Origin of the sequence: Enterobacter sp. RHBSTW-00994 (genome assembly GCF_013782625.1) — a bacterium.
Taxonomy (GTDB): domain Bacteria; phylum Pseudomonadota; class Gammaproteobacteria; order Enterobacterales; family Enterobacteriaceae; genus Enterobacter.
In genome coordinates, this window is record NZ_CP056199.1 from 1964564 (window position 1) to 1991269 (window position 26706).

23 protein-coding genes and 1 other RNA gene are annotated in these 26706 nt (G+C 51.2%); 11 read left to right on the top strand and 13 right to left on the bottom strand.

What is annotated here, in order from left to right; all coding sequences use genetic code 11:
* The first annotated feature begins 15 nt into the window (after window positions 1-15).
* The 3 genes from HV346_RS09435 to selO all read left to right on the top strand — a co-directional run bounded on the left by HV346_RS09435 (window position 16) and on the right by selO (window position 2992).
* Window positions 16-480, top strand: a complete 465-nt coding sequence (locus HV346_RS09435; RefSeq protein WP_181623230.1) for an NlpC/P60 family protein — start codon at window positions 16-18, stop codon at window positions 478-480.
* Window positions 481-774: 294 nt separating this feature from the next.
* The gene (locus tag HV346_RS09440) at window positions 775-1488 is read left to right on the top strand and encodes an EAL domain-containing protein (protein WP_181623231.1); all 714 of its coding nucleotides are present in this window, start codon (window positions 775-777) and stop codon (window positions 1486-1488) included.
* Window positions 1489-1549: 61 nt separating this feature from the next.
* Complete coding sequence (selO, locus tag HV346_RS09445; protein ID WP_181623232.1) at window positions 1550-2992, top strand: protein adenylyltransferase SelO; 1443 nt, start codon at window positions 1550-1552, stop codon at window positions 2990-2992.
* Here selO and HV346_RS09450 read toward each other — a convergent pair.
* From HV346_RS09450 to HV346_RS09485, 8 genes are all read right to left on the bottom strand, one after another.
* A complete protein-coding gene (locus tag HV346_RS09450; RefSeq protein ID WP_181623233.1) occupies window positions 2989-3768 on the bottom strand; it encodes a heme ABC transporter ATP-binding protein in 780 nt (259 codons plus the stop codon). The genes selO and HV346_RS09450 overlap by 4 nt on opposite strands.
* On the bottom strand, window positions 3761-4753 hold the full coding sequence (locus tag HV346_RS09455; RefSeq protein WP_181623234.1) for an iron ABC transporter permease: 993 nt from the start codon (window positions 4751-4753) through the stop codon (window positions 3761-3763). The genes HV346_RS09450 and HV346_RS09455 overlap by 8 nt, the downstream gene beginning before the upstream one ends.
* Entirely contained in the window at window positions 4753-5574 is an 822-nt protein-coding gene (locus tag HV346_RS09460) for a hemin ABC transporter substrate-binding protein (protein WP_181623235.1), read from the bottom strand. Before HV346_RS09460 ends, HV346_RS09455 begins: the two co-directional genes overlap by 1 nt.
* Window positions 5571-6599 carry a hematinate-forming heme oxygenase ChuS gene (chuS, locus tag HV346_RS09465; protein WP_181623236.1) on the bottom strand — a complete coding sequence of 343 codons (1029 nt, stop codon included), beginning with the start codon at window positions 6597-6599 and terminating at the stop codon, window positions 5571-5573. The genes HV346_RS09460 and chuS overlap by 4 nt, the downstream gene beginning before the upstream one ends.
* Window positions 6600-6645: 46 nt before the next feature.
* Complete coding sequence (locus HV346_RS09470) at window positions 6646-8631, bottom strand: TonB-dependent hemoglobin/transferrin/lactoferrin family receptor (protein WP_181623237.1); 1986 nt, start codon at window positions 8629-8631, stop codon at window positions 6646-6648.
* A gap of 77 nt (window positions 8632-8708) precedes the next feature.
* Window positions 8709-8897 carry a hemin uptake protein HemP gene (gene hemP, locus HV346_RS09475; protein WP_181623238.1) on the bottom strand — a complete coding sequence of 63 codons (189 nt, stop codon included), beginning with the start codon at window positions 8895-8897 and terminating at the stop codon, window positions 8709-8711.
* Between the two features lie 220 nt (window positions 8898-9117).
* Window positions 9118-10164, bottom strand: a complete 1047-nt coding sequence (gene aroH / locus HV346_RS09480) for a 3-deoxy-7-phosphoheptulonate synthase AroH (protein WP_181623239.1) — start codon at window positions 10162-10164, stop codon at window positions 9118-9120.
* Between the two features lie 153 nt (window positions 10165-10317).
* Window positions 10318-11151 carry a pyruvate, water dikinase regulatory protein gene (locus HV346_RS09485; protein WP_181623240.1) on the bottom strand — a complete coding sequence of 278 codons (834 nt, stop codon included), beginning with the start codon at window positions 11149-11151 and terminating at the stop codon, window positions 10318-10320.
* A gap of 337 nt (window positions 11152-11488) precedes the next feature.
* Here HV346_RS09485 and ppsA point away from each other — a divergent pair, with 337 nt between their 5' ends.
* A complete protein-coding gene (ppsA, locus tag HV346_RS09490; protein ID WP_181623241.1) occupies window positions 11489-13867 on the top strand; it encodes a phosphoenolpyruvate synthase in 2379 nt (792 codons plus the stop codon).
* Between the two features lie 39 nt (window positions 13868-13906).
* On the opposite strand, the gene HV346_RS09495 is transcribed toward ppsA, so the two are convergent.
* The 3 genes from HV346_RS09495 to ydiK all read right to left on the bottom strand — a co-directional run bounded on the left by HV346_RS09495 (window position 13907) and on the right by ydiK (window position 16061).
* Window positions 13907-14563, bottom strand: a complete 657-nt coding sequence (locus HV346_RS09495) for an epoxyqueuosine reductase QueH (RefSeq protein ID WP_181623242.1) — start codon at window positions 14561-14563, stop codon at window positions 13907-13909.
* An 83-nt stretch (window positions 14564-14646) separates the two neighbouring features.
* Window positions 14647-14754: antisense sRNA RprA (gene rprA / locus HV346_RS09500), an RNA gene on the bottom strand.
* A 194-nt stretch (window positions 14755-14948) separates the two neighbouring features.
* Window positions 14949-16061, bottom strand: a complete 1113-nt coding sequence (gene ydiK / locus HV346_RS09505) for an AI-2E family transporter YdiK (protein ID WP_181623243.1) — start codon at window positions 16059-16061, stop codon at window positions 14949-14951.
* 325 nt (window positions 16062-16386) lie between these two features.
* On the opposite strand from ydiK, the gene HV346_RS09510 reads away from it, so the two are divergent.
* From HV346_RS09510 to HV346_RS09520, 3 genes are all read left to right on the top strand, one after another.
* Window positions 16387-19443: an FAD-binding and (Fe-S)-binding domain-containing protein gene (locus HV346_RS09510; RefSeq protein WP_181623244.1), complete on the top strand. Its 3057-nt coding sequence runs from the start codon at window positions 16387-16389 to the stop codon at window positions 19441-19443.
* Window positions 19440-19850 (top strand): 1,4-dihydroxy-2-naphthoyl-CoA hydrolase, encoded by a 411-nt coding sequence (gene menI, locus HV346_RS09515; protein ID WP_042715638.1) that lies wholly within the window; start codon window positions 19440-19442, stop codon window positions 19848-19850. Before HV346_RS09510 ends, menI begins: the two co-directional genes overlap by 4 nt.
* A 95-nt stretch (window positions 19851-19945) precedes the next feature.
* A complete protein-coding gene (locus HV346_RS09520) occupies window positions 19946-20140 on the top strand; it encodes a YdiH family protein (protein WP_181623245.1) in 195 nt (64 codons plus the stop codon).
* A gap of 55 nt (window positions 20141-20195) precedes the next feature.
* Here HV346_RS09520 and HV346_RS09525 read toward each other — a convergent pair whose 3' ends face one another.
* Window positions 20196-20825: a winged helix-turn-helix transcriptional regulator gene (locus HV346_RS09525; RefSeq protein ID WP_181623246.1), complete on the bottom strand. Its 630-nt coding sequence runs from the start codon at window positions 20823-20825 to the stop codon at window positions 20196-20198.
* Window positions 20826-20911: 86 nt separating this feature from the next.
* Entirely contained in the window at window positions 20912-21559 is a 648-nt protein-coding gene (locus tag HV346_RS09530; protein WP_181623247.1) for a helix-turn-helix domain-containing protein, read from the bottom strand.
* A 367-nt stretch (window positions 21560-21926) separates the two neighbouring features.
* On the opposite strand from HV346_RS09530, the gene HV346_RS09535 reads away from it, so the two are divergent.
* The 4 genes from HV346_RS09535 to HV346_RS09550 all read left to right on the top strand — a co-directional run bounded on the left by HV346_RS09535 (window position 21927) and on the right by HV346_RS09550 (window position 26700).
* The gene (locus HV346_RS09535) at window positions 21927-22433 is read left to right on the top strand and encodes a fimbrial protein (RefSeq protein WP_249415142.1); all 507 of its coding nucleotides are present in this window, start codon (window positions 21927-21929) and stop codon (window positions 22431-22433) included.
* 60 nt (window positions 22434-22493) lie between these two features.
* Window positions 22494-23171 (top strand): fimbria/pilus periplasmic chaperone, encoded by a 678-nt coding sequence (locus tag HV346_RS09540; RefSeq protein WP_181623249.1) that lies wholly within the window; start codon window positions 22494-22496, stop codon window positions 23169-23171.
* Between the two features lie 83 nt (window positions 23172-23254).
* Window positions 23255-25756, top strand: coding sequence for a fimbria/pilus outer membrane usher protein (locus tag HV346_RS09545; RefSeq protein ID WP_249415143.1), 2502 nt, complete (start codon window positions 23255-23257; stop codon window positions 25754-25756).
* Window positions 25753-26700 (top strand): fimbrial protein, encoded by a 948-nt coding sequence (locus tag HV346_RS09550; RefSeq protein WP_181623740.1) that lies wholly within the window; start codon window positions 25753-25755, stop codon window positions 26698-26700. Before HV346_RS09545 ends, HV346_RS09550 begins: the two co-directional genes overlap by 4 nt.
* Window positions 26701-26706: the final 6 nt, after the last annotated feature.

Below are 26706 nucleotides of genomic sequence, written 5' to 3' on the forward strand. Positions count from 1 at the left end.
AGGATTCGTCTGAAAATGCGATTCTGGATTATCCTTGCAGCGGCATTATTCCTTGCGGGATGCAGTAGCCATCGTGCGCCGCCACCTAACCCGAGGTTATCGGATTCTATCACGGTCATTGCCAGCCTGAACGACCAGTTGAGTCACTGGCGCGGCACGCCCTACCGTTATGGCGGTATGAGCCGTGGCGGTGTGGATTGCTCGGGTTTTGTGTTAATGACGTTTCGCGATAAGTTTGATTTACAGCTCCCGCGTGAAACGCGTAAACAAGCCGAAATTGGCACGGAAATTGATAAAAACGATTTACTGCCAGGCGATCTGGTCTTTTTCAAAACAGGTTCGGGCGAAAGTGGTCTGCATGTCGGTATTTATGATACAGACAACCAATTCATTCATGCTTCGACCAGTCGCGGTGTGATGCGTTCATCGCTGGATAATGTTTACTGGCGCAAAAACTTCTGGCAAGCGAGACGTATTTAATACACCGTAAAAGAAGTCTTTATGCAGGCGCGGTCGCTAAAAAGCCGCGCATGGGTTTCGGATATATGTTGCTTAAAGTTAAATTTCCGCCTAATTAATTATACGCGTATGTGCCTGTTTTACCTAAAACTGGCTATTATTCGGCAACCAGGATAAGATTATTTTAGATTCAGGGAAAAATCTGAAAGTTAATACGGAACGAATGAAATTAATCTTATTAAAATCAATACAGTGGAATTGTGCCTGCAATTGCTCCAGGATGTCCTCTATCATCTTTAATGCGGGGCGAGCGCGATGATTATCACGCTAGATAATGCTTACCAGTCTGAATTTTTACTTCTTCCTGCACGTAATAGCGAAGGGGAGCTTAAAGGTTTAGAGATTATGGTTAACTTTGTTGGCGTTGACACGGATGTGCGAATTCCCACTGAACTGGTTATCCCACACCTTTCTGCAGAAGAAGAGTTAGCGCTTTTCAATGAAAAACTGCAGCTGCTTGATACCTGTAAACTGTTCTTTATTCAGCATCATCTAATTGCATGGATAAGTATTACTCCAGTCATTGTTGCGTTTTTATTAACGAGCGAAAATGCGGTTTCAATTCTCGATCGTTATCCGTTTCTGGAGTTCACCATTAGTGAGAATTATCCTGGTTTAAATAACGGGAAAGACGATCTGGATCTGGCGAGAATGGCGATCCGTTTCCCGCTCGTTTTAGCCAACTTTGGTGCGGGGGCGGCGTCGCTAAAACCTGTATACGACGGGTTATTTAAACGGGTTATCCTGGATAAAGGGTTTGTTCATCAGCACGTATTTGACCTCTCTTTCGAGCCTTTTATGCGCGCGATCCTCTGGCAAATAACACCACATTGTCAGTCGGTCATTGTGTCCGGAATTGACGATCACAGCATATTGCAACGCGTCATGTCATTTAGCATTGGTGCAATGCAAGGAAATCTCTGGCCTGCGGTCGCGGCAGAGCAAGTCACCACTCTCGTTCAGCGATAACCCTATTTTTCACCCGTGTTTAACCTGGGGTAAACACTCTACACTAAAAGCAGGAGGACTTATGACCCTGTCTTTTACTGCTCACTGGCATGATGAATTACCCGGTTTTTACACGGCGCTCAAACCGACCCCTTTAGATAATGCTCGTCTCATCTGGCATAACGATGTGCTGGCCGACGCGCTGAATATTCCGCCCTCGTTGTTCCAGCCAACTTCAGGTGCGGGTGTCTGGGGCGGCGAAACCCTGCTTCCGGGTATGCAACCGTTGGCTCAGGTCTACAGTGGACACCAGTTTGGCGTCTGGGCCGGCCAGTTGGGTGATGGCCGTGGCATTTTATTAGGTGAACAGCACTGCGCTAATGGCCAAACGTTTGACTGGCATCTGAAAGGTGCGGGTCTTACCCCGTATTCGCGTATGGGTGACGGCCGCGCAGTGCTTCGTTCGACAATCCGCGAGAGTCTCGCCTCCGAGGCGATGCACGCTCTGGGTATTCCCACTACGCGAGCTCTGTCGATTGTCACCAGCGATACGCCAGTTGCGCGCGAAACGATGGAGCGCGGTGCGATGTTGATGCGTATTGCGCAAAGCCATTTGCGTTTCGGCCATTTTGAGCATTTCTATTATCGCCGGGAGCCGGAAAAGGTTCGCCAGCTTGCCGACTACGCCATTCATCGCCACTGGCCTCAGTGGCAGGACGAGGCGGACAAATACATGCTCTGGTTCCGTGATATCGTCGCCCGGACGGCGGCAACGATCGCTCGCTGGCAAACGGTAGGCTTTGCTCATGGGGTGATGAACACCGATAACATGTCCATTCTGGGGCTGACCTTTGATTACGGCCCATTCGGTTTTCTTGATGATTACCAGCCGGGTTATATCTGTAACCACTCTGATTATCAGGGGCGCTATAGCTTTGATAATCAGCCCGCGGTGGGGCTGTGGAATTTGCAACGCCTTGCTCAATCTTTGTCACCGTTTATTGATGTTGAGGCTCTCAATGACGCGCTTGATAGCTATCAGGAAATCCTGCTGCGCGAGTATGGAACCCTGATGCGCGGTAAGTTGGGGCTACAGACGCAAGAGAAGGGCGATAATGAGATCCTGAATGGGTTACTTGCACTGATGTCACGTGAAGGGAGTGATTTCACGCGTACTTTCCGCCTGCTGGGCCAGACGGAACAGTACAGCAGTGCGTCACCCCTGCGCGATGATTTTATCGATCGCCAGGCTTTTGATGACTGGTTCCGTCTCTACCGGGAACGCTTACAGCGAGAAAGCATCGATGATGTGATGCGTCAGGGGCAGATGAATGCAGCTAATCCGGCGATGGTCTTGCGTAACTGGCTGGCACAGCGTGCGATTGAGCAGGCGGAGCAGGGGGAATATGAAGAACTGCACCGGCTGCACATTGCCCTGCGCACGCCCTTTGCGGAGCGTGATGATGACTATGTCAGCCGCCCACCGGACTGGGGCAAGCGGCTGGAAGTTAGCTGTTCAAGCTAGGGGGCGAGGAAAACGTGTGGTGCAGCATGAGCCGGATGCCTGCCGACATGAACCTGCGCGCCATACCAGTGCGCCAGGGCGTCGGCCTGTAATACCTGGTCGGGTGTGCCGTGGGACACAATACGACCGTTGTGCAGGAGTATGATACGGTCCGCCCACAGTGCCGCCAGGTTAAGATCGTGTAGCACCACGCACACATGCAGATGCCCTTGGCCGGTCAGCGTTTTCAGCAGGCGCAACAACTGTTGCTGGTGGTAGAGATCCAGTGCCGAGGTGGGTTCATCCAGAAATAGCCATCCGCGCGGGCTGCCATCGTGCCAGAGTTGCGCCAGTGCGCGGGCAAGCTGAACGCGTTGTTGTTCTCCCCCCGACAGTGCCGCGTAAGATCTTCCGGACAACGGCAAACAGCCGGTTATCTGCATCACGTCGTGGATCACTGATGCTTCCGGCTGGCGAGTCCAGGGCGCGCGACCCATCCCGACGACGGCTTCCACTGGCCAGTCAAAGCCCAGTTGCGTTTGCTGGCGCATCACAGCCCGGCAGCGAGACAGCGCTTCGGTACGCCATTCGGTAAGGGGTTTTCCCCCCAGGATACACTGCCCTCCTGACGGAGGGAGATAGCCTGTCAGCAGGCGCAATAATGTCGACTTCCCTGCACCATTGGGGCCAATCAGGGCGACGAGTTCACCTTGTGACAGCGAAAGCGAGACGTCCTTGATAATGGTGCGTTGCGCCACCCGGCAGGAGAGGTGTTGAGCGCTAAAGTGTTCAGCCATGCTGGCCTCCGCGACGGAAAATAAGCCACAGGAACCACGGTGCGCCGAGAAGGCTGGTCAGTAACCCCACGGGCATTTCGGCGGGTGCGACCAGGGTTCGCGCAACTGTGTCGGCTACCAGTAACAGAAATGCCCCCGCCAGCACAGAGCCAGGGATCACCGCCCGATGGTCAGCACCAAGCCACATGCGCATCAGATGCGGCACAACAAGGCCGACAAATCCAATCACTCCGCTAACGGCGACGGCGGCAGCAACCAGCAACGCGCTACACAGCAGCAAAATACGCTGTACAACGCGAACATCCACCCCGAGGTAATGAGCCTCTTCCTCACCCAACTGCAGCAAATTGAGTGTGGCCGCGAGACGCCAGATAATCCACACCGTAGGGACCATCAACGAGGTGACAGCCAGGAGTGTAGACCACTGCGCCTGACCAAGACTGCCCATGCCCCACAGGGACAATTGACGTAACTGGGCGTCGTTACTGACCCAGGAGAGAACCCCTACAGCTGCGCCGCACAGGGCGTTAATGGCAATACCAACCAGCAGCAGGCGTGATAATGAACTGTCCTGCTGTTGGCTGAGAAAGAAGATCACCACTGTTGCGGCAAGCGCGCCGAAAAAGGCAGCTAACATTGGTGCGTACAGCATCATCAGAGCGGGTAAGGTGAACGGAATGACAACCCATAACGCCACGGCAAGTGCCGCGCCGCTACTGATCCCAAGCAGGCCAGGATCGGCAAGCGGGTTGCGAAACAACCCTTGCATCACGCAGCCAGCCAGTGCCAGCGAACCACCAATTACCAGCGCCAACAATACTCTTGGCAGACGGATGATGAACCAGATCTGACGGAGTGCCTCATCGCTGTTATTCCACAGCAGGCTGACGGGCAGACGCAACGCGCCAAACCCGGTCGCCAGCAGGGTCATTAACAGTAATGTTGCGGTTAGCCCCCAGAGTGAAAGCGTGATACGCCGGGTCATCAGGGTAACTGCTCCGCTTTGGTTCGCAATGCCTGAATGGCATGAGGAGTCCGCACACTAAAGCCCAGCAGCGCCATATCATCAATGGCAAGAACCTGCTTATTACGTCCTGCGGGTGTTTGCGCCAGACCCGGCAGTTTCCACAGATTCTCCTCCCCGCCTAATGCCTTTACACCGTCCCTGGAAATCACCACCAGATCGGGCTGGCTGGCAATAACCCCTTCCTGCGAGAGCGGTTGGTAGCGGGTGAATCCTTGCATCGCATTCTGCAAACCTGCGGCGCGAATGGCTGCATCCGCGCCGGTTTGCTGCCCGGCGGCCATGGCGGTCATCCCGCCATGATTGAGGATAAACAGTACGCGTTTATTCAGCGGTGATGCGGGAAGTGCCGCCAACTCCTGGCGTAGCGTATTGCGCAGGGTTTCACCCTGCGCTTCACGATGTGTCGCCTGGGCAATCACCCGTATTTTTTCATCAATAACGCTGAGATCGTTGCTACCCGGAACGGTAACGACCTTCACGTTGCTCTGTTCGACCTGCTGCAATGCAAGAGACGGCTGCGCCTGTGCGCTTGCCAGGACCAGCGTCGGACGAACGGACAAAATGCCCTCCGCATTAAGCTGGCGCAGATAGCCCACATCCGGAAGTATGGTTGCAGGTTGCGGCCACTGGCTGGTGCTGTCGCGGGCAACCAGCGAGGACTGCGCGCCGAGCGCGTACACAATCTCAGTAACATCTCCCCCGAGCGTGACAATTTTCTCAGACGTCGAGGCAAAGGCCACCAGAGGGAAGATGCTCAGCAGGGCGAACAGTTTTTTCATGCCGCCAGTCCTTTTGGTGTCAGGGCGTCAATCTGGCTACGCCACTGGCTTTGCTCTGGTTCGCCTTCGGTACGTTGACCATAAAGCTGGGCGATTTGCGTACCGTCAGCGGCAAACAGCTCAAGGCTGGTGACGTGACCGTCGGCGGTGGGTTTACGCGTTACCCAGGTTTCTGCAATGGTCTCTTCCAGCAGATGTAAGGTAAAGGCGGGGTTAAAGATATTCAGCCAGCCTTTCATCGGAACCAGTTTTTCCACGACGCCAGTAAAGATCTGCACACATCCACGGTTACCGACAAAAACCATAATCTCGTTGCCATCCTGGCGTGCGGAGTCTAAAAGCTGTGCCAGCGCGCGGTTATCCACTTTACAGGCGAGGTCATCACCGACCAGACGGAAAGCCTGTTGGCGGCTCAGGTTGTGACGTTTCAACAGGGTAAAGAACTGGTGTACATCCGTCATGGCGCGCCATTCTTGATCGACGGTCCCGGCATCGGCGTGAGAGGTATTGACCACCGCTTCTGCAGGTTTCAGCGCCAGTGGCGGGTTATCAGCAAAGATAAAGCGGGTCAGCACATCACCCCATGCAGACATGTCAGTGTTGTCCGTGGTGTATACCTTCAGGAGTGCATCACCCTGATGATCGAAGAACTGAATGCTCTGACGCTCACCGCGTGCAGTGGCTTCGCTGATGTGAAAGACGCTCGCCCATTGGTTAAGGAACAGGCGTAAATCAAGGGCGCGTGGGTTCAGCACCAGACCTGCGTGGCCATTGAGATGCTGATTGGTAAAGCTGCCGACCTGCTCGTGTACGGCATACTCGTTGCGGCAGATGCATTTGGTTTCACCAACGGCTTCGAGCGCACTCAGGATGTCACGAATTTCCCCGTGCAGACGCCACGCATCGTGTCCGACGCGGGAGAATGTCAGCTCAGCTTCACTGATGTTCATCAAACCTGCGATGTCACGCGCGTACTTACCTGGGTTTTCTTCTTTTAGCTCAAGCCAGCGTGTGTAGTGATTCATTGTCTCTTCCTTCCAGATAAATGCCCCGGCGAACCGGGGCGAGGGGTTACCACTGATAACTCACAAAAATCTTACCGTTACGGCCATCCTGCGGAATGCCCTGCGGCGACCAGTACTCTTTGTCGAAGGCGTTACCCAGTACCAGCGTGGTGGTCACGCCTTTGAGCTGCTCTTGCCCCTGGTAACTGACGTAGAAGTCATTTACCGCGTAGCCTGGTTGCTTACTGTAGCTGCTGCTGATGTGCGTTGAGCGATCAACGAACGTACCGATCCAGCCTACGGAGAATCCGCTCTGTGCAACAGGGATATCCAGCTTGCTGGTGACGGTATCCGGGTTAATGCTGGAGATGTACTCACCGGTATCGGTGTCTTTGCCACGCGTGCGGTTGTAAGCCATATCCAGGCTGAACAGGTCAGCGGAGTATTTAGCCATCACATCCCAGCCCCAGATTTTGGCGTTAGGAACGTTATAGGACATGGTGGTTGCCGCTGCAAAGTCGACGGTGGTCGAGATGTAATCTTTAGCTTTCGTGTCGAAGTAGCTGGCTTTGAACTCCAGCGCATCGTTGGCAAGCATCAGATCGTCAAAGCGCAGACCGAAGCCGTACTCTTGCGTTTCGTTAGTTTCCGGACGCAGATTCGGGTTTGGAACCCAGTAGTTGGTATAGAAACGGCCAATAGAGAAGTGTTTTGCGTCGTTATACATCTCACCCATGGTTGGGGCGCGGAACGCCTGAGCGTAAGAGCCGAACAGCATCAACCAGTCTGTTGGGCTAACCGTTACGCCCGCACGGGATGACCACTGGTCTGCATCGACATCATCGTAACCGTCACTGCTGCCGCGATAATTGTCATAGCGCGTGCCGCCAAGGAGAGTAATGGGCAGATCGCGCAATGTGATTTCATCCTGTAACCAGCCAGAACTGAAATCGATTTTGGCGTCCGGGAAGCCAGTAGTCATCCCGCCCTGATTCTGCTCCTGACGGTAATATTCTCCGCCATAGGTCAGCAGGTGTGAGGCGAATGAATCGGTAAACAGGCGCGTGCGGTTTTCAACTTTACCGCCTTTGGTGGTCTGCTTGCGGAACTCGCCAGAACCATCAACATTCTGAGCGTTAATGCGAGCCTCGGACCAGTACACCTTCGCACTGGCGTTCAGCCAGTCATTACCTTCGGGCGCAATGGCGTAGCCCAGCTGTGCATCACGCTGAATGGTGGAGCGATCGGTCATCGGGTTGCTGGTGTCGTCCGCTTCAGACGTCTGTGGGTTTTTTGGCTCCTGGGCATCGTTATTGTAGTAACGCAGCGAGCCACTCAGGGTCTGAGCCGGGTCGATCTTCCAACTGCCTTTGGCCAGCATATTGTTGATAGATTCATCGTTTGGGGCGGTTGTGCCATTACTCTGGCGAATATCACCACGATCGCGGCTTGACCAGGCGACCAGACCATCCAGCGAGTCAGTGCGTCCATACGCGCTAGCGCCCATGCCGATGCTGTGATCGCCGGTCGCGCCTGTGCCAAATACGCGATAACCACTGTTTTTACCCGACTCCAGCAGGTCTTTCGCATCTGCTGTGTCATAAGAGATCACGCCGCCTAATGCGCCGCTACCGTAAAGCAGTGCCGAAGGGCCACGCACGACTTCAATACGTTTGATCAACGCCGGATCCAGGAAGGTACTGTTGAGATGGCCGGTGTCAGTACCCTGACGAACACCATCCACCAGGACCAGGACGCCACGGCGATCGTAACCACGCAGGTTAACATCCTGACCGTTGGTACGACCGGTTCCGTCCAGCGTCAAACCCGGTACTTTACGCAGCAGGTCAGCGGCGGAGCTGGCGGTCTGGTTTTCCGGCGCGGTGGCGTCAATAACGCTCACCATCATCGGGGCTTCAAATGCACTGCGGGCGTTGCCCGTCGCGGTAACGGTTATATCATCTGCGGCAGCAAACGCGACGCCCGGCAGGGTGCTGACAATGGCCAGCGCCAGCAATGATGGACGTAAAGACGCGGAATGCGGGTATGGCATAGCAACTCTCCATTATGAATCGAAAGCGCTGGCTGCCTGGGGATCACCTGGGTGGCTGGCGTATTTTTTTGTTTAGTTTATTTAGTAAGAATGAGTTTTCCGGCATGGGTCTGGCGCAACAGGTACTGCTGGCCGTCATGCTCGATAATCACCCGACCTTCATCGCCCAGCAGAGTTTTGCTGTCAATGCGACGATCGGTAGCGGCGGGGGATGGTGCTGTGTGGTTTTTTGTAGGCGTTGCCGCTGTGTTATCCATACGTGACATAATGTTTACAAATGACAATCAATGTAACAATGATAATCATTATCAATAAAGTTAAATTTCACAGCAAGTCTTTTTGTGAAAAAATTGTGACGGGATCAATTTTGATGTGATTTGTATGGTGTGATGCCTTCGCTTCAACCCCTTCCACGGGCAAGGGAGGAAGAAAAAAACGACAACAAATGTTGCCGTTTTGCATTTACCTTACCAGCCGGAATATGTCTTAAAAACGTGTGTCCACCGCGGTGGCTAGCTTCTCAAGCAGCAATTCACTGTCTTCCCAGTTCAGGCATGGGTCCGTGATCGACTGGCCGTACACGAGGGGCTGCCCTGCGACGATTTTCTGTGTGCCTTCTTTCAGGAAACTTTCGGCCATGATACCGGCCACGGCAGTCGAACCGCTGCGGATCTGCTGACAAATATCGTCACAGACATCCAGTTGTCGACGATGCTGTTTCTGGCAATTGCCATGGCTGAAGTCCACCACCAGATGTTCCGGCAGATCGAATTCACTCAGCGTTTCACACGCTGCGGCGATATCCTCGGCATGGTAGTTCGGCTTTTTCCCGCCACGCATGATGATATGGCCATACGGGTTGCCGCTGGTCTGGTAGATAGTCATCTGGCCATTTTTGTCTGGCGAGAGGAACATATGGCTGGCGCGAGAGGCACGAATCGCATCGACCGCGATGCGGGTATTGCCGTCGGTTCCGTTTTTAAACCCGACAGGGCAGGAGAGCGCCGATGCCATCTCACGGTGGATCTGGCTTTCGGTAGTGCGTGCGCCAATGGCCCCCCAACTGATCAGATCGGCGATAAACTGTCCGGTCACCATATCAAGAAACTCGGTGGCCGTGGGTACGCCCAACTCGTTCACCTCGAGCAGCAGTTTGCGTGCCAGCTCAATACCGTGATTGACGCGATAACTGCCGTTCAAATCCGGGTCGGAAATCAGCCCTTTCCAGCCGACAACCGTACGCGGTTTTTCAAAGTAGGTACGCATGACAATTTCAAGGCGATGCTGGTGTTTTTCACGCAGGAGCTGAAGGCGTTTTGCGTAATCCATGGCGGCATCCAGATCGTGGATGGAACAAGGACCGATAATTACCAACAGACGGCGATCTTCACCATTAAGAATTTTTTCAATGCGGCGGCGTGAAGCCGTGACATGTTCCGCAACATGGGCGGAAACAGGGTGTCGCTGCGCCAGTTCAGCCGGTGTCACCAGGCTGTCAATGCGCGCAGTGCGAAGTTCATCGGTTTTATTCATGGGATATCTCAGAAATTTTTTGCTTCATCGGCAGACTACCGGGAAGTGATGGGCATCACCTTAAACCAATCTCTGCTGATTTCAAGTTCGGGGCAAATGAGCCCCCGACGATGTGCAAGATAATACCTGAATCAGAGTTAACGTACTAGCTTATTAGTACATTCGACGATTCAGTCCCATAATGTCGAGGATTTTGGTCGCGATCTCTTCGACCGAATAGTTGGTACTGTTGAGCCACGGGATCTGGTTTTTACGGTACAGCGCTTCAACTTCAGTGACTTCCATCCGGCACTGGCGCATAGAGGCGTAACGACTGTTCTCGCGGCGTTCTTCGCGAATTGCGGCCAGACGTTCGGGGTTGATCGTCAGCCCGAATAATTTGTGTTGCAGCGGTTTGAGGGCGGCAGGCAAAACCAGGTTATCCATGTCGTCGGCAATAAACGGGTAGTTTGCTGCGCGGATCCCAAACTGTAGGGCCAGATAGAGGCTGGTGGGGGTTTTCCCGCAGCGTGACACTCCCAGTAAAATAACCTGCGCCTGATCGAGGTTGCGCATCGAAATGCCATCATCGTGAGCAAGGGTGTAATCAATCGCCGCGATGCGCGCATCATACTTCATAAGGTTACCAGGGTTCAGGCCGTGAGTACGGTGAGCAACCGGAGTCGGGTCGAGCTTTAACTCGCTCTGGAGTGGAGCAACCAGTGCCTGCACGATATCCTGACAGAAACCTTCACTTTGCAAAATGATGCTGCGAATTTCCGGGATGACAATCGAGTAGAACACCAGCGGGCGTACGCCTGATTGCTGGTAAATGGCATCTATTTGCTCTTTCACGGCTCTGGCGCGGCTTTCATTTTCCACAAACGGCAGTGTGATGCTGTTGATGGACACCGGGAACTGTGACATCACGGCGTGCCCCAGCACTTCGGCGGTAATCGCCGTACCATCAGAAATATAAAAAACATGGCGATCGACAGCATTATCCATTTTTCTCACCCTGAATATCATACCTAATTGACTGAAAGCATAAATTAAAAAAGTAAAATACAACAGAGAGTAAATTGTCTTAATTATAAATGAAACGGTATTTTTAATTTAAGTGAAAAGTGGATTTCATTTTTTAAAAAGAGGGTATAAACCGATGGTTTTTGTGGGAATCCATTATAATCATTGAGTTAGCTGCTGGTGGGGAAGTGTCCGAAAAATGAAAAAATAAAGTTGCTTACACGATTCACCGTTTTTTTCCCGAGAACAAATATGCCAGGATAAATACGCATTAAGGTGTTTCTTAAACCCGTTCTAATATCACAAAAGGATTGTTTCGATGTCCAACAATGGCTCGTCACCGCTGGTGCTTTGGTATAACCAACTCGGCATGAATGATGTAGACAGAGTTGGAGGCAAAAATGCCTCCCTGGGTGAAATGATTACTAATCTGTCCGGTATGGGTGTCTCCGTCCCGAATGGATTTGCGACTACCGCCGAAGCGTTTGACCTGTTTCTTGACCAGAGCGGTGTAAACCAGCGTATTTACGAACTGCTGGATAACACGGATATTGATGATGTCTCCGCGCTTGCCAAAGCCGGGGCGCAGATCCGCCAGTGGGTCATCGACACACCTTTCCAGCCGGAGCTGGAAAAAGCCATTCACGATGCTTACGACCAACTGTCTGCTGACGATGCTCAGGCATCATTTGCGGTGCGCTCGTCGGCTACAGCAGAAGATATGCCGGATGCCTCGTTTGCCGGACAACAGGAAACGTTCCTTAATGTCCAGGGCTACGATGCCGTTCTGGTGGCCGTGAAGCACGTCTTTGCGTCGCTGTTTAACGACCGCGCTATCTCTTACCGTGTACATCAGGGCTATGACCACCGCGGCGTGGCACTATCCGCAGGCGTACAGCGTATGGTGCGTTCTGATGTGGGTTCATCCGGCGTGATGTTCTCCATCGATACCGAATCTGGTTTCGATCAGGTGGTATTCATTACCTCAGCCTGGGGCCTGGGTGAAATGGTTGTTCAGGGGGCGGTGAACCCGGATGAATTCTACGTGCACAAACCGACGCTGGCAGCCAACCGTCCAGCCATCGTTCGTCGCACTATGGGTTCGAAAAAAATCCGTATGATTTACGCGCCGACGCAGGAACACGGCAAGCAGGTCAAAATTGAAGATGTGCCGCAGGAGCAGCGCGACCGCTTCTCACTGACCGATGACGACGTTCAGGAGCTGGCAAAACAGGCTGTTCAGATCGAGAAACACTATGGTCGTCCAATGGATATCGAATGGGCGAAGGATGGCAACACCGGCAAATTGTTTATTGTCCAGGCTCGTCCTGAAACCGTGCGCTCGCGCGGTCAGGTGATGGAGCGCTATACGCTGCACGCGCAGGGTAAAGTGGTCGCTGAAGGGCGTGCTATCGGCCACCGCATTGGTGCGGGCCCGGTAAAAGTCATTCAGAACATTAGCGAAATGAACCGCATTCAGCCAGGCGATGTGCTGGTGACCGACATGACCGACCCTGACTGGGAACCGATCATGAAAAAGGCGGCGGCTATCGTCACTAACCGTGGTGGCCGTACCTGTCACGCAGCCATTATTGCTCGTGAACTGGGTATTCCGGCGGTCGTGGGATGTGGTGATGCGACTGAACGCATGAAGGACGATGAGAACGTCACGGTCTCTTGTGCCGAAGGCGATACGGGTTATGTCTACGCGGATCTGCTGGATTTCAGCGTGAAAAGCTCCAGCGTTGATACCATGCCTGATCTCCCGCTGAAGATCATGATGAACGTGGGCAACCCTGATCGTGCGTTTGACTTCGCCTGCCTGCCTAACGAAGGTGTGGGTCTGGCGCGTCTGGAATTTATCATCAACCGTATGATCGGCGTTCACCCGCGTGCGTTGCTGGAGTTCGACGACCAGGATGCGCCACTGCAGCGCGAAATCCGCGAAATGATGAAAGGCTACGACTCGCCAAAAGAGTTTTATGTGGGTCGTCTGACGGAAGGGATTGCGACGCTGGGCGCGGCATTCTGGCCGAAACGTGTGATTGTCCGCCTGTCAGACTTCAAATCTAACGAATATGCCAATCTGGTTGGTGGCGAACGTTATGAACCTGAAGAAGAGAACCCGATGCTGGGCTTCCGTGGTGCTGGACGTTATGTGTCCGACAGCTTCCGCGATTGCTTTGCGCTGGAGTGTGATGCGGTTAAACGTGTTCGCAACGACATGGGGCTGACAAACGTCGAAATCATGATCCCGTTTGTACGAACGGTTGATCAGGCGAAAGCGGTCGTTGAAGAACTCGCGCGTCAGGGGCTGAAGCGTGGCGAGAACGGGCTGAAACTCATTATGATGTGCGAGATCCCGTCTAACGCCTTGCTGGCAGAACAGTTCCTCGAATATTTCGATGGCTTCTCTATCGGCTCAAACGATATGACACAGCTGACGTTGGGGCTGGATCGCGACTCTGGCGTGGTTTCTGCGCTGTTCGATGAACGTAACGAGGCGGTGAAAGCGCTGCTGTCGATGTCCATCCGCGCGGCGAAGAAACAGGGCAAATATGTCGGAATTTGTGGTCAGGGTCCGTCCGATCACGAAGACTTTGCGGCCTGGTTGATGGAAGAGGGGATCGATAGCCTGTCCCTGAACCCCGACACCGTGGTGCAAACCTGGCTTAGCCTGGCTGAACTGAATAAGTAATCTAAAATACCCAGCGGGCAACACTCGCTGGGTAAACACTTAACTCTCATCATCCCCGTAAAACAGTTTTCCAATTTTAATCAGTGGTCGACCCTGTGTTTTTCGGTGCATATTTGAATCACGCAGCGAATAGACGCAGCCGCAATACTCCTGCTGGTAGAAACGCTCGCGCTTGCTGATTTCTATCATCCGTGATGAGCCGCCTTGCTTACGCCAGTTGTAATCCCAGTAGATCATCCCTTCATAAGGGGCGACAGCCCGCTGACCGCAGTCGTTGATTTGCTGCATATTCTTCCACCGGGAAATACCAAGGGAACTGGAAATTGTACTGAAGCCATTTTCCCAGGCGTACAGTGCCGTGCGTTCAAAGCGCATATCAAAACACATGGTGCAACGTACGCCGCGCTCAGGTTCCCATTCCATACCTTTTGCCCGTTCGAACCAGTTGTCGGTATCGTAATCGGCATCGACAAATGGCACACCGTGTTTTTCGGCAAAACGAATATTCTCCTCTTTACGGATGAGATATTCCTTTTGCGGATGAATGTTGGGGTTGTAAAAGAAAATAGTGTAATCGATGCCGGATGCCTGAATAGCTTCCATGACTTCCCCGGAACACGGGGCACAGCATGAGTGGAGCAGAAGCTTTTCTGCTGCGTTAGGGAGTTCGAGTTTAGGACGTTCAAATGGCGGCATGTTGCACCCGGTACTGTTAATAAAGGGTTAAGTATAGTTTTTTTGGCGGGATGGGTCGAAACCCAATACCTGGTGGGGCGCGGATAAAAAAAAGCCCATCGTGGGAGATGGGCAAAGACTACACACAGCAATTCGTTGTTTCACTCAGGGGATTTCCATGCTTATAAATCAAGGTGTTGATTTATAACCGTGACCTAATAGTAGGCATGGCGAATTTTTGCGTCGATCAGATTCGTCTCAATAGTTAAAGAGACGTAAAGATTCTTTGGCAGGAATCAGTGGATTAAGACGTTTCCGTGGCATGACGAGGCAAAAGGGAGGTAAGAATGGTTAATGTTTCTTAATGTTACCTGGGCGGTCAAGATTCCGCCCAGGCCGAACAATATCAGGTATTGCGTTCTTCGATTTCGCTCAGCTCTTCCAGGATCTGGTCGGGATCGTCACTCGGCGGCGGCACTTCATGCACCCAGGCGGAGAACAGACGCCAGGTCACGGCGAGCAGGACCGGGCCGATAAAGAGGCCGATCATCCCAAACGCAATTAACCCGCCGATGACGCCAGACAGGATCAGTATCAACGGCAGGTCTGCCCCCATGCGGATCAGTATCGGGCGGATCACGTTATCCATCGTCCCGACCACGCAACTCCACACCAGCAATACGGTTCCCCAGGTGGTGTCACCACTCCAGTAGAGCCAGATGATGCAAGGAACGAGTACCAGCAAAGGCCCCAGTTGCGCAAGGCAGGTCAGGATCATGATGACGGTAAAGATAGTGGCGTAAGGAACCCCTGAAATGGCAAGACCAATTCCCCCCAACACGGCCTGAACGAGCGCCGTCACCACGACCCCGAGAGCGACCGCACGGACGGCCTGAGCCGCGAGGAGTATTGCGGCATCCCCGCGTTTGCCTGCCAGTCGGGTTGCAAAGTGACGCACACCGAGCGCCACTTGTTCACCACGCCAGTACAGAAGGGCGCTAAAGACCAGCATCAGCGCACAGTGCATCATAAAGCGGCCGATATGCGCGGCCTGACCGACAAACCAGGTCGTTGTTGTGCCAATGTACGGGCGCACTTTCGCCATAATCGCGCTACCGCCCATCTCCAGCAGGCCGTGCCAGCCGCTGTAGAGTTTCGCTCCAATCACCGGAATGCTGTTAAGCCAGGCGAGATCCGGGAGGGTCATATCTCCGCTGCTTATTGCGCGGATCACGGGGCCACTGGTATCGACCAGGCTGTTGACCAATAGCGCAATGGGAATAATAAAGAGCAGAAAAAGCAGTAATGTCATCACCAGTACAGCAAGCGCGCGACGGCCCCATAACAGCTTCTGTAGACGTAATAACAAAGGCCAGGTAGCGACGACGACGGTAGCAGCCCAGGCGAAGCCGAGCACGAAAGGTTGAACAATCCACAGGCACGCAATAATCATGATTGCCAAGAACAGCACCGACAGCAAAATTTGCGCAACATCCCTGGGCTGACGAAGATTGACCATAAATGAAATTTACCTTTGATGAGCACCAGCTGCGCTGGCGGGAATATGAAACCGCATCTCTCTAATCATTAGTGATTTCAGCGATTTTTGACAGGCGAATTCTGCCTGTAATTCTGCTGGGCGTATAAGAAAAAAATGTGATACAACCTTTGAGACACAACGCAAACGATTATCCCCGTTATATTTCAAGTTGCAGATGCGTTGGCGGCGTGTGCTCACCCCCCGGTTACCGCGATATCTATTTAACCGGCGATCCACGCACTTGCCGCCTTCCTGTCACTCGAATTATTGAGGGGAATTACAACTCTTATTAGGGTCGACCGTAATGATCCCACAGATTTCTCAGGCACCTGGCGTCGTTCAACTGGTGCTAAACTTTTTGCAGGCACTGGAGCAACAGGGTTTTACCGGCGATACCGCGACACGTTATGCCGACAGGCTGACGATGGCGACCGATAACAGTATCTACCAGCTACTTCCCGATGCCGTCGTTTTTCCACGCTCTACTGCAGATGTGGCGCTGATTGCCCGTCTCGCGGCACAAGAGCGATTCACTTCTCTGATTTTCACTCCTCGCGGTGGCGGCACGGGCACAAATGGCCAGGCTCTAAATCAGGGCATCATCATTGATATGTCGCGCTACATGAACCGCATTATTGAGATCAACCCTGAAGAGGGTTGGGTGCGTGTTGAAGCGGGCGTGATCAAAGACCAGCTTAATCAATACCTAAAACCTTATGGCTACTTTTTTGCGCCGGAGCTTTCGACCAGTAACCGGGCAACAATTGGCGGTATGATCAACACCGATGCGTCCGGGCAGGGTTCTCTGGTTTACGGTAAAACCTCCGATCACGTTATGGGCGTTCGCGCGGTTCTGCTGGGGGGAGACATCCTCGATACTCAGCCGATGCCGGTACAGCTCGCAGAAACCCTGGGCCAGGATAACACGGCGAGCGGGCGAATTTACCGCACCGTACTGCAACGTTGTCGCGATAACCGCCAACTGATCCTCGACAAATTCCCGAAACTGAACCGCTTCTTAACCGGTTACGACCTGCGTCATGTCTTTAATGACGATCTCAGCCAGTTCGATTTAACCCGCGTATTGACCGGTTCTGAAGGAACACTGGCCTTTATCACCGAGGCGCGACTGGATATCACTCGCCTGCCGAAGGTGCGTCGCCTGGTCAACGTCAAATACAACTCCTTTGATTCTGCGCTGCGCAATGCGCCGTTTATGGTTGACGCGCGCGCGCTGTCGGTGGAAACCGTCGATTCAAAAGTGCTCAATCTGGCGCGAGAAGACATTGTCTGGCACTCCGTGAATGAGTTGATCACGGATGTGCCGGATAAAGAGATGCTTGGGCTGAACATTGTTGAATTTGCAGGTGATGACGCACAGCTGATTGAAAGCCAGGTCAGCACGCTGTGCCAGCGTCTCGACGAACTTATCGGGACGGGTGAAGGCGGCGTTATTGGCTGGCAGTTGTGTAACGATCTTTCGGGCATTGAACGTATTTATGCGATGCGTAAAAAAGCCGTGGGCTTACTGGGTAACGCCAAAGGTGCGGCGAAACCCATTCCGTTTGCGGAAGATACTTGCGTACCGCCGGAACATCTGGCGGATTACATCGTGGAGTTTCGTGCATTACTCGACAGCCACGGTCTGAGCTACGGTATGTTTGGCCATGTGGACGCCGGAGTATTGCACGTGCGTCCGGCACTGGATATGTGCGACCCGCAGCAAGAGATCCTGATGAAACAGATCTCTGACGACGTGGTCGCGTTAACCGCAAAATACGGTGGTTTGTTGTGGGGCGAGCACGGTAAAGGTTTCCGTGCGGAGTATAGCCCGGCGTTCTTCGGTGAGCAGTTGTATGCTGAACTGCGTAAAGTGAAAGCGGCATTCGATCCTCAAAACCGCCTTAACCCTGGCAAGATTTGTCCGCCGGAAGGTGTCGACTCCCCAATGTTGCGGGTTGATGCCGTGAAGCGCGGCACGTATGACCGGCAAATCCCGATTGCAGTGCGTTCCTCATGGCGCGGCGCAATGGAATGTAACGGCAACGGGCTGTGCTTTAACTTCGATGTGAAAAGCCCGATGTGTCCGTCGATGAAAATCACCAGCAACCGCATCCACTCGCCAAAAGGTCGCGCCACGCTGGTACGTGAATGGCTCCGCTTGTTGGCCGATCGGGGTGTTGACCCACTGAAACTTGAAAGTGAGCTTCCCGAGAAAGGAGCCAGCCTGCGCACGCTTATAGAGCGAACCCGCAACAGCTGGCATGCCCGTAAAGGCGAATACGATTTCTCGCATGAAGTCAAAGAGGCGATGTCAGGGTGTCTGGCCTGTAAGGCGTGTTCGACCCAGTGCCCGATCAAAATCGACGTCCCGGAGTTTCGCTCACGCTTCCTGCAGCTTTATCACACGCGCTATCTCCGTCCGATGCGCGATCATCTGGTGGCAACCGTCGAAAGTTATGCCCCGCTGATGGCGCGAGCGCCAAAGACGTTCAACTTCTTTATCAATCAGCCGCTGGTGCGCAAGCTTTCCGAAAAACATATCGGCATGGTGGATCTGCCTTTGCTGTCGACGCCGTCGTTGCAACGTCAATTGGTCGGGCATCGCTCAGCAAACATGACGCTGGAGCAGCTTGAGGCGCTCAACCCTGAGCAAAAAGAGAATGTTGTGCTGGTGGTGCAGGATCCCTTTACCAGCTACTACGATGCGCAGGTGGTGGCCGATTTTGTCCGCCTGGTTGAACGCTTGGGCTATCAGCCCGTTGTGTTGCCATTCTCACCGAATGGCAAAGCGCAGCACATTAAGGGCTTCCTGAACCGTTTTGCAAAAACCGCACAGAAAACGTCAGACTTCTTAAATCGCGTGGCAGAACTGGGTATGCCGATGGTGGGTGTTGATCCGGCGCTGGTGCTCTGTTATCGCGATGAATACAAGCAAACGCTGGGCGATAAACGTGGCGATTTCCACGTCATGCTGGTGCACGAGTGGCTACCGGCGGCTTTGCAGCAAACTGCAACCACGGATGTCAGTGGTGAGTCCTGGTATCTGTTTGGTCACTGTACTGAAGTGACCGCATTGCCGGGTGCGCCCTCTCAGTGGGCCTCAATTTTTGCCCGTTTCGGTGCAAAACTGGAGAACGTCAGCGTGGGGTGCTGTGGTATGGCGGGAACCTACGGACATGAGGTCAAAAACCATAGCAATTCATTGGGGATTTATGAGTTGTCGTGGCATCAGGCGATGCAACGTTTACCGCGCAACCGCTGTCTGGCGACAGGTTACTCCTGCCGAAGCCAGGTGAAACGGGTTGAAGGTAACGGGGTGCGCCATCCGTTACAGGCTTTACTGGAGATTATGGGATGATCTGGAAACGTGCAGTGACGTTACAGGCACTGAATGCGATGGGTGAGGGAAACATGGTCGGTCTGCTGGATATCCAGTTTACGCGCATTGGCGAGAACGAACTGGAAGCGACCATGCCTGTTGATAGCCGCACACATCAACCCTTTGGCCTGTTGCACGGCGGTGCATCCGTTGTGCTGGCTGAAACGCTGGGTTCTGTGGCTGGCTATCTGTGCACGGAAGGGGAGCAGAAGGTGGTTGGGCTGGAAGTGAATGCCAACCATATCCGTTCTGTCCGCAGTGGACGCGTACGGGGAATTTGCCGCGCGCTTCACGCCGGGAGCCGCCATCAGGTCTGGCAGATTGATATTCTGGATGAACAGGAACGGTTGTGTTGCTCGTCGCGTCTGACCACTGCGGTTGTTTAAAAGCGTGTAAACATGCCGAATGTTTTGCCTTTGGTCAAAAGATGGGCAGCAAAAGGTGTTATACTGCTCATGTTTTGTACACAAACGAGGACATCATGGATACCGAATTGAACCCAGCCCAACTGGCAATTGAATATTTACGTCGCGATAAGAGCAACCTGTCTCCGGCGCAGTACCTGAAAAAGCTCAAACAACTTGAGCTTGAGTTTGCCGACCTGCTCGCGCTCTCTTCTAATGAACTCAAAGAAGAGATCTATTTTGCCTGGCGGCTGGGCGTTCATGTCCATTAATTACAGGGTTTGCAAGTGAACTCAGAATAAAGGCCGCATTTGCGGCCTTTTTTTATCAGTATTTTGCAGGAAGTTTATTGATTCGGATAAGCCTGCCTTCCTCCATTTTTACGTAATTTCCTGCTTTTAAGGCCGCCAGGATCCGCATGGTTCCACTCCGCGACAGATGAGTTTTATCCCTGATGTATTGTTCCGCCGTGATGGATAGGCGAAAGCTCTCCTCTTCACTCATCAGTTCAGTCAACTGGTGGCGAATGACATCATAAGCGGTAAGTGCATTTTGCGGCATGATGTTGTGGTAGAGCCGATTACAGACATACATAAGTTGTTTCGACAGTAGACACCACAAATCTTTTTCTTTGATGACCGCACTGACATCATCCGTCGTCATCACACCGAGCAGACAGGGTTTTAGCGTGATGAGGTAATCATTGAGGAAAATGCCAGCGAGATTACTGACACCAAAAATAGCGGGACTCGTTGCCGTCGAAAGTAGCATCGTGTCTTTACGGCGATAAACGGCCACAGAGCCTTCGAGAATCAGATAACACATGCCCTGACCATTGACCTGAAAATCCAACTGTTTCCCTTGAACACAGCTTTGTACCTGACAAAAAGGCTGCAAATGAGAAATAAACTCCCGGGCATAGGGTGAACCGCGACGGCGTGCGGCAGCAGATAACATAGACGATAACCTTTAATATGGCCTACCTGATTGGGGCGCTATCATTAAGGCAGGCATTTCTTATAGAAGCAATAGCGCATTACCGCTCAATATCTTCGTGGTAAATGACGTATTTCAAGTAATACTCCCCGCTGCATAGTGATGTACTCTCCTGTGCGAAGCTCGGCAAGAATACGCATTATTCCGCTGCGAGAAAGATTGCTGTGATTTTTGATATAGGCAACCGCAGTAATATTTTTTCTGTAAGTATCTTGCTCATTCATCAATGCCACAAGCTGGAAGCGGATAATGTCATAGGCCGATGCCTGCGCGATTTTTACACAATGCTCATAAGCCCTGGATGCGGTGTAGATTAAGAGATTCGAAAAACTCTCCCAAAGGTTTTTATTCGCAACGATCTGGTTAAAGTATGCCAGGGAAATACGCGCGATTTCAGATTTTTCAAGCACTTTGACATAAAGATCTTCTGACGAAAACTGGTTACTCACCCCGAGAACAAAGGGTGCTGATTCTGAATTCAGGACAGTACCATCGCAACGGCGATGCAGTGCCAGGTTGCCCTGTAAAAGTAAAAAACATTGCCTGGTGCTATTATGATAATAATGAATATTCTCTCCTTTCGGTAACGTGATGTGTTCAGCAAAGGGAAGCGTATGAGCGATGATATTGTTGATATGGTCGAAGGGTTTTAATTCAAATGCCCTTTTTTTCTTCTCCGTTGGCAAAGCCTTCATTCGAGGTCCTCGTTAACATTAAAAAGGGAGTTTTCGTATAAACGCTTAGAATTATCTTAAAATTGATTGAAATATGGAATAACAATTGAATGTATACAGTGGGATAGAATTCAATCACTATTAATTAATTCATTGAAAAATAAGTGGAAAAAATCATAGTCTAAAAATAGACAACGCCAGCATTTTGATATGAACGATGTTTATAACATGAAGTCTACAGCTAGACCTTAAAACAAATTGAATTGTCAGAGCGCATTGTTTAGATTTCCCTCACCAAGTATCTCTTCCGCATTATATTTTAGATCTGCGGGGTTAATGATTATTTATCTGGGAAAAATCCATCATGAATAAAATCATCGCAATTTTTATGGTTATTACGGGAATAACATCCCCGGTTTTTGATGTTTTTGCATCAGCAGGAACGATAACATTTACAGGCAATGTTCTGGATTCCGCATGCGAGGTGACTGTTGCTTCACAAAATCAGGCGGTGGTGATGGGCGATTATTACAAAAAAGAATTTCCAGCAGCGGGTTCGAAAACGGCAGCAACGAAATTTGATATCGTTCTGAAGAATTGCCCCACTACGATCAAAAATGCAAAAGTACGATTTGATGGTAAACCGGATGCCACCAACAGTAATTTATTGGCGATTAACACCTCAACCGCAGGTGCTGCGACAGGCATCGCGATCAATCTCATGGCAGCAGATAAAACAGATTTACCTCTGCATGGGAGTAACAATTATACCTATGTGCTTAGCGGTACGACGGATAACACGTTGAGTTTCTATGCGCAGTATATTTCAACGGTAGACGCGGTGGTTTCCTGTAAGGCAAATTCTTCCGCCAACTTTTCCATTGTTTATAATTAAATTCTTGAAGTAAATAATAATAGCGTTGGTACATCGTTCTGTTTATTTATAGAGGTGTAAATGAAGTCAATTCTGAATGCACTTCTGGCCTGTACAGTTGTGGCATCAGCCATTCCTGTCGCGAATTCAGGTGTGATTATTGGTGGGACGCGTGTTGTTTTTGATGGAGCCAGGAAAGAGGCCTCCATCAGTGTAAGCAATCCTGACGACGCTGATTATTTAATTCAGTCATGGGTCGAGTCTGAACACGGAGGTGAGGGGCGCGTTCCATTTATTATTACACCTCCCCTTTATAGGCTTGATAAAGGTCAAAAAAATGTTGAACGTATAGTGATGACAGCCCCGCTATCTCAGGTGAGCGAAAGTTTATATTGGCTGAACATTAAGACTATTCCATCAATGATAGAGCAAGAAAACGTATTGCAGATTGCGGTAAAAACCCGCATTAAATTAATCTACCGGCCTGAAAGTCTGAGCGCCGCCTCACCTGAAGAACAGGCGGGTAAACTTATCTGGACACGCACAGGAAGGGGTTTACACGTACATAACCCAACGCGTTATATCATTAATTTTAATGAGATATACATTGATGGTAAAAGCGTCGAGGATGTTTCATACGTTTTACCGGGTATGTCTAAAGAATTTAGTTTTCCAGCCGCTATAAAAGGCTCATGGGTGGCATTCAGTGTGATCAATGATTATGGCAGTGCAGGGGATATGCATAAAGTCAGGTTGTAATTTATAACGAAATTGACTGCGTGAGTAATAATTTAATGATCATGAAGATGCCCGCGAAGGATAATGCAAGCGACTCGGTGTGTATGGCCTGTTTTACTCTTTCGGTACTATTTTTATCATTAAACAGTAATGATGCACAGGGTGCTTTTAATTCAGAACTGGTGGAGCTGGATTCATTGGAAACAGAGAGAGTGGATCTGTCCGTTTTTGAATCAGGTTCATACGGACCAGGAACTTATCGTGTGGATATTACGCTTAACGATCAGAAGATTGAAACGGATGATATTGAATTTGTCTCGATAAAGGGACCCGGTGGATCTCGTAAACTGAAACCTTGTCTGAATATTGGACAACTCAGGCGATGGGGTGTCAACGTCGAACGATACCCAACGTTAATAATGAAGCATTCCCCTTGCGCTAATCTGCAGGCGATCCCGCAGGCAGAAACGGATTTTCAATTTGCAGCACTGCGTCTGGCGATCAGCCTGCCGCAGGCCGCGATTATCACCCCGGCAAGAGGATATATTTCCCCTGAATTGTGGGATGAAGGAATTAATGCCTTCATGCTCAACTACAGTATGAGCGGTGCAAATTCACGGATGAAACAGGGAAATAGCACATTAAGCACCAGCCAGTATGCCAACCTGCGGCCCGGTATCAATATAGGTGCATGGCGATTTCGTCACTACACGACCTGGTCGCGTGATACATCCGGACACCGTTCCTGGGATACGGTCTACACCTATGCCCAGCGATCGATTATCCCCCTTAACGCACAACTTGTGTTGGGGGACAGTTCTGCTCCCGCAGATGTGTTCGATAGCATGCCTTTTCGCGGAGTCCAGTTGTCGTCAGATGAGGAGATGTTACCGGATTCTCTGAAAGGGTATGCGCCAGTAGTACGTGGTATCGCAAGAACACATGCGCAGGTGATGGTTCGCCAGAATGGATATCTGATCTACCAGAATTATGTTGCGCCAGGAGCCTTTGAAATTACGGATATGTACCCCGCGGGGGGAGCCGGCGATCTGGATGTCACGATCAGGGAAGATGATGGCAGAGATCAGCACTATACGGTGGCCTATGCCGCATTGCCTGTTTTACAGCGCGAGGGGCGACGAAAGTATGCGCTAACAATGGGAATGTACCGTTCTTACAACCACAGTGTAGAAAAAACACCTTTTGCGCAGGCTACCGCGATTGCAGGTTTATCGTCAGGATTGACGCTGTACGGAGGGGGGCAGGTGTCGCCTAAATATCATGCAATGACGGCAGGCATGGGCAAAAATATGGGTGGCATTGGTGCTATTTCCGCCGATGTAACACAAAGTCGGTCGGTTCTCCAGAACAGGCGGCACGCTACAGGCCAGTCATGGCGGGTGCGATATAGCAAAGATGTGGTCAGTACAAGGACTCATTTTTCCATTGCCGCCTACCGTTATTCAACCCGTGGTTATTATGATATGCAGGACGTTCTGGACTCCTGGGGAAATACACATGCACCACAGGACAGACGACGCAACCGTACAGAACTGTCGATGAACCAGATATTAGGTCGGTATGCAGGGGCGTTGATGTTGAGTATTTCCCGTGAAGATTACTGGGATTGCGATAAATCCGCTGCGTCATATTCCGTGGGTTATAGCAATGCCTGGCACAATATGGGTTACAGCCTGGCCTGGACTTACAATCAAAGCGGCGGAATGGTTTCATCAGGCCACAAATACGGCCACGACCAGATATTGGCCATTAACCTGAATGTGCCGTTTGATAAATTTCTGCCACAGACATGGGTGAGCCATAGTGTCAATATCCGTCCTGATAACGGTACTCACCACGATATCAGTATTAGCGGTGTGGCGATGGAAAATAATGCGCTGAACTGGAATTTGCAACAAGGTTATGGTTCCCGAGGCGAAGGGTATTCCGGGAGTATGAGCGGTGATGTTAAAACCCGCTACAGCGAAATTAAAGCGGGATACAGTTATGACCCACAAAGTCAGCGTGTAAACCTGGGTCTCCAGGGCGGGGTTATACTTCATTCAGACGGGGTGACATTTTCTCAACCATTTGGCGAGACGAATGTACTGATTAAAGCGCCTGGTGCACACGATATCGGGATCAGAAATCAGTCGGGCATTAAGACTGATTTTCGTGGGTTCGCCGTTGTCAGCGCTATTTCGGCCTATCGTAAAAATGAGATCACGCTGGAGCCGGAAAATATGCCTGCTGATATTGAACTTGAATTAAATAGCCAGACGATAATACCGACAAGAGGTGCTGTTGTTAGTGCTGATTACATTACCCATGTCGGACGACGGGTACTGATGACGCTGAAGAATCAACACCGCCCTCTGCCCTTTGGCGCTATCCTGAAAATATCCGGAGATGAAAACCGTCATTTTATTGTTGGTGATAAAGGGCAGGTATATCTCTCTGGCTTGAAAGAAAAAGGACAACTTACGGTAGTGTGGGGACGGCAGCCGTCGCAACGCTGTATTGTGGAATATCAATTACCAGAGCAGCGTTCATTTGGTGGGATCACTGAAATGAGCACTTATTGCCGTGGGAGTACAGACCGGTGAGAGTTTTAATATTATGTTGCCTGACCGGTATTATCATCGGTTGTTCTCCCGTCTTCGCCAGCACATGTTTACTTATTTTTCCTAAAACATCGACGATTTCTATTGGAACTATTACTGTTCAACGTGATGCAGCAGTCGGTACGGTTTTATTCTCACAAAAAGCAACCAGTACAAAATCTTACCTTGAGCGCTGCTTTGGCACGTTGACGCTTCGCTTTAGCATGCGATATTACAATGCAATACGCAGTAGTTATGGGGATCATGTTTATGATACGAATATCAGTGGCGTTGGTATTCGCTTTTCTTCCGGTAAATTTTTTGATAATCCGGGTACAACATTTCCATATCCGATGAGAACATCCTATGTTGAATGGTTTGGAGGAAAGGTTGAATTAATTGTCACAGGGCCAGTATCTCCGGGGTTACTCAATTCTGGTGTGTTAGGTGTGATCGCGGTTAAAGACAGACGCGGTGCATTTGTTAATGGGCTTACCACCATGATTACCGGAGGGCGCATAAATGTCGTGGCATGCAGTGTTAATACGAAACAACTGAATTTTCCCTTGGGTAATGTTCCGGTTTCCGCATTTGGGTCATCCCCTGGGACTCATCTGCCCGGTGTACAAAATACGCAAAATTTAGGCTTAACCTGTAATGAAGGGACAAATATCAATCTTTCAATCAGTGGCGTGAAAAACCCAGATATCAATGCCACTAGCGTATTGTCATTAACGGGACAGGGACAGCAGGAAACAGCAAAAGGCGTTGGCGTACAGCTTTTATATAATGGGAAACCATTGGTGCTGAACAGTAAAATACGATTGAAATCATCAGCCACAGGTCATGAAACGTTTCCGTTAACGGCGCGGTATTACCAGACCCTGGCGTCAGTTACGCCAGGCACGGCTAATGCCTCTGCCACACTCAATTTAACGTACCAGTAATCAATA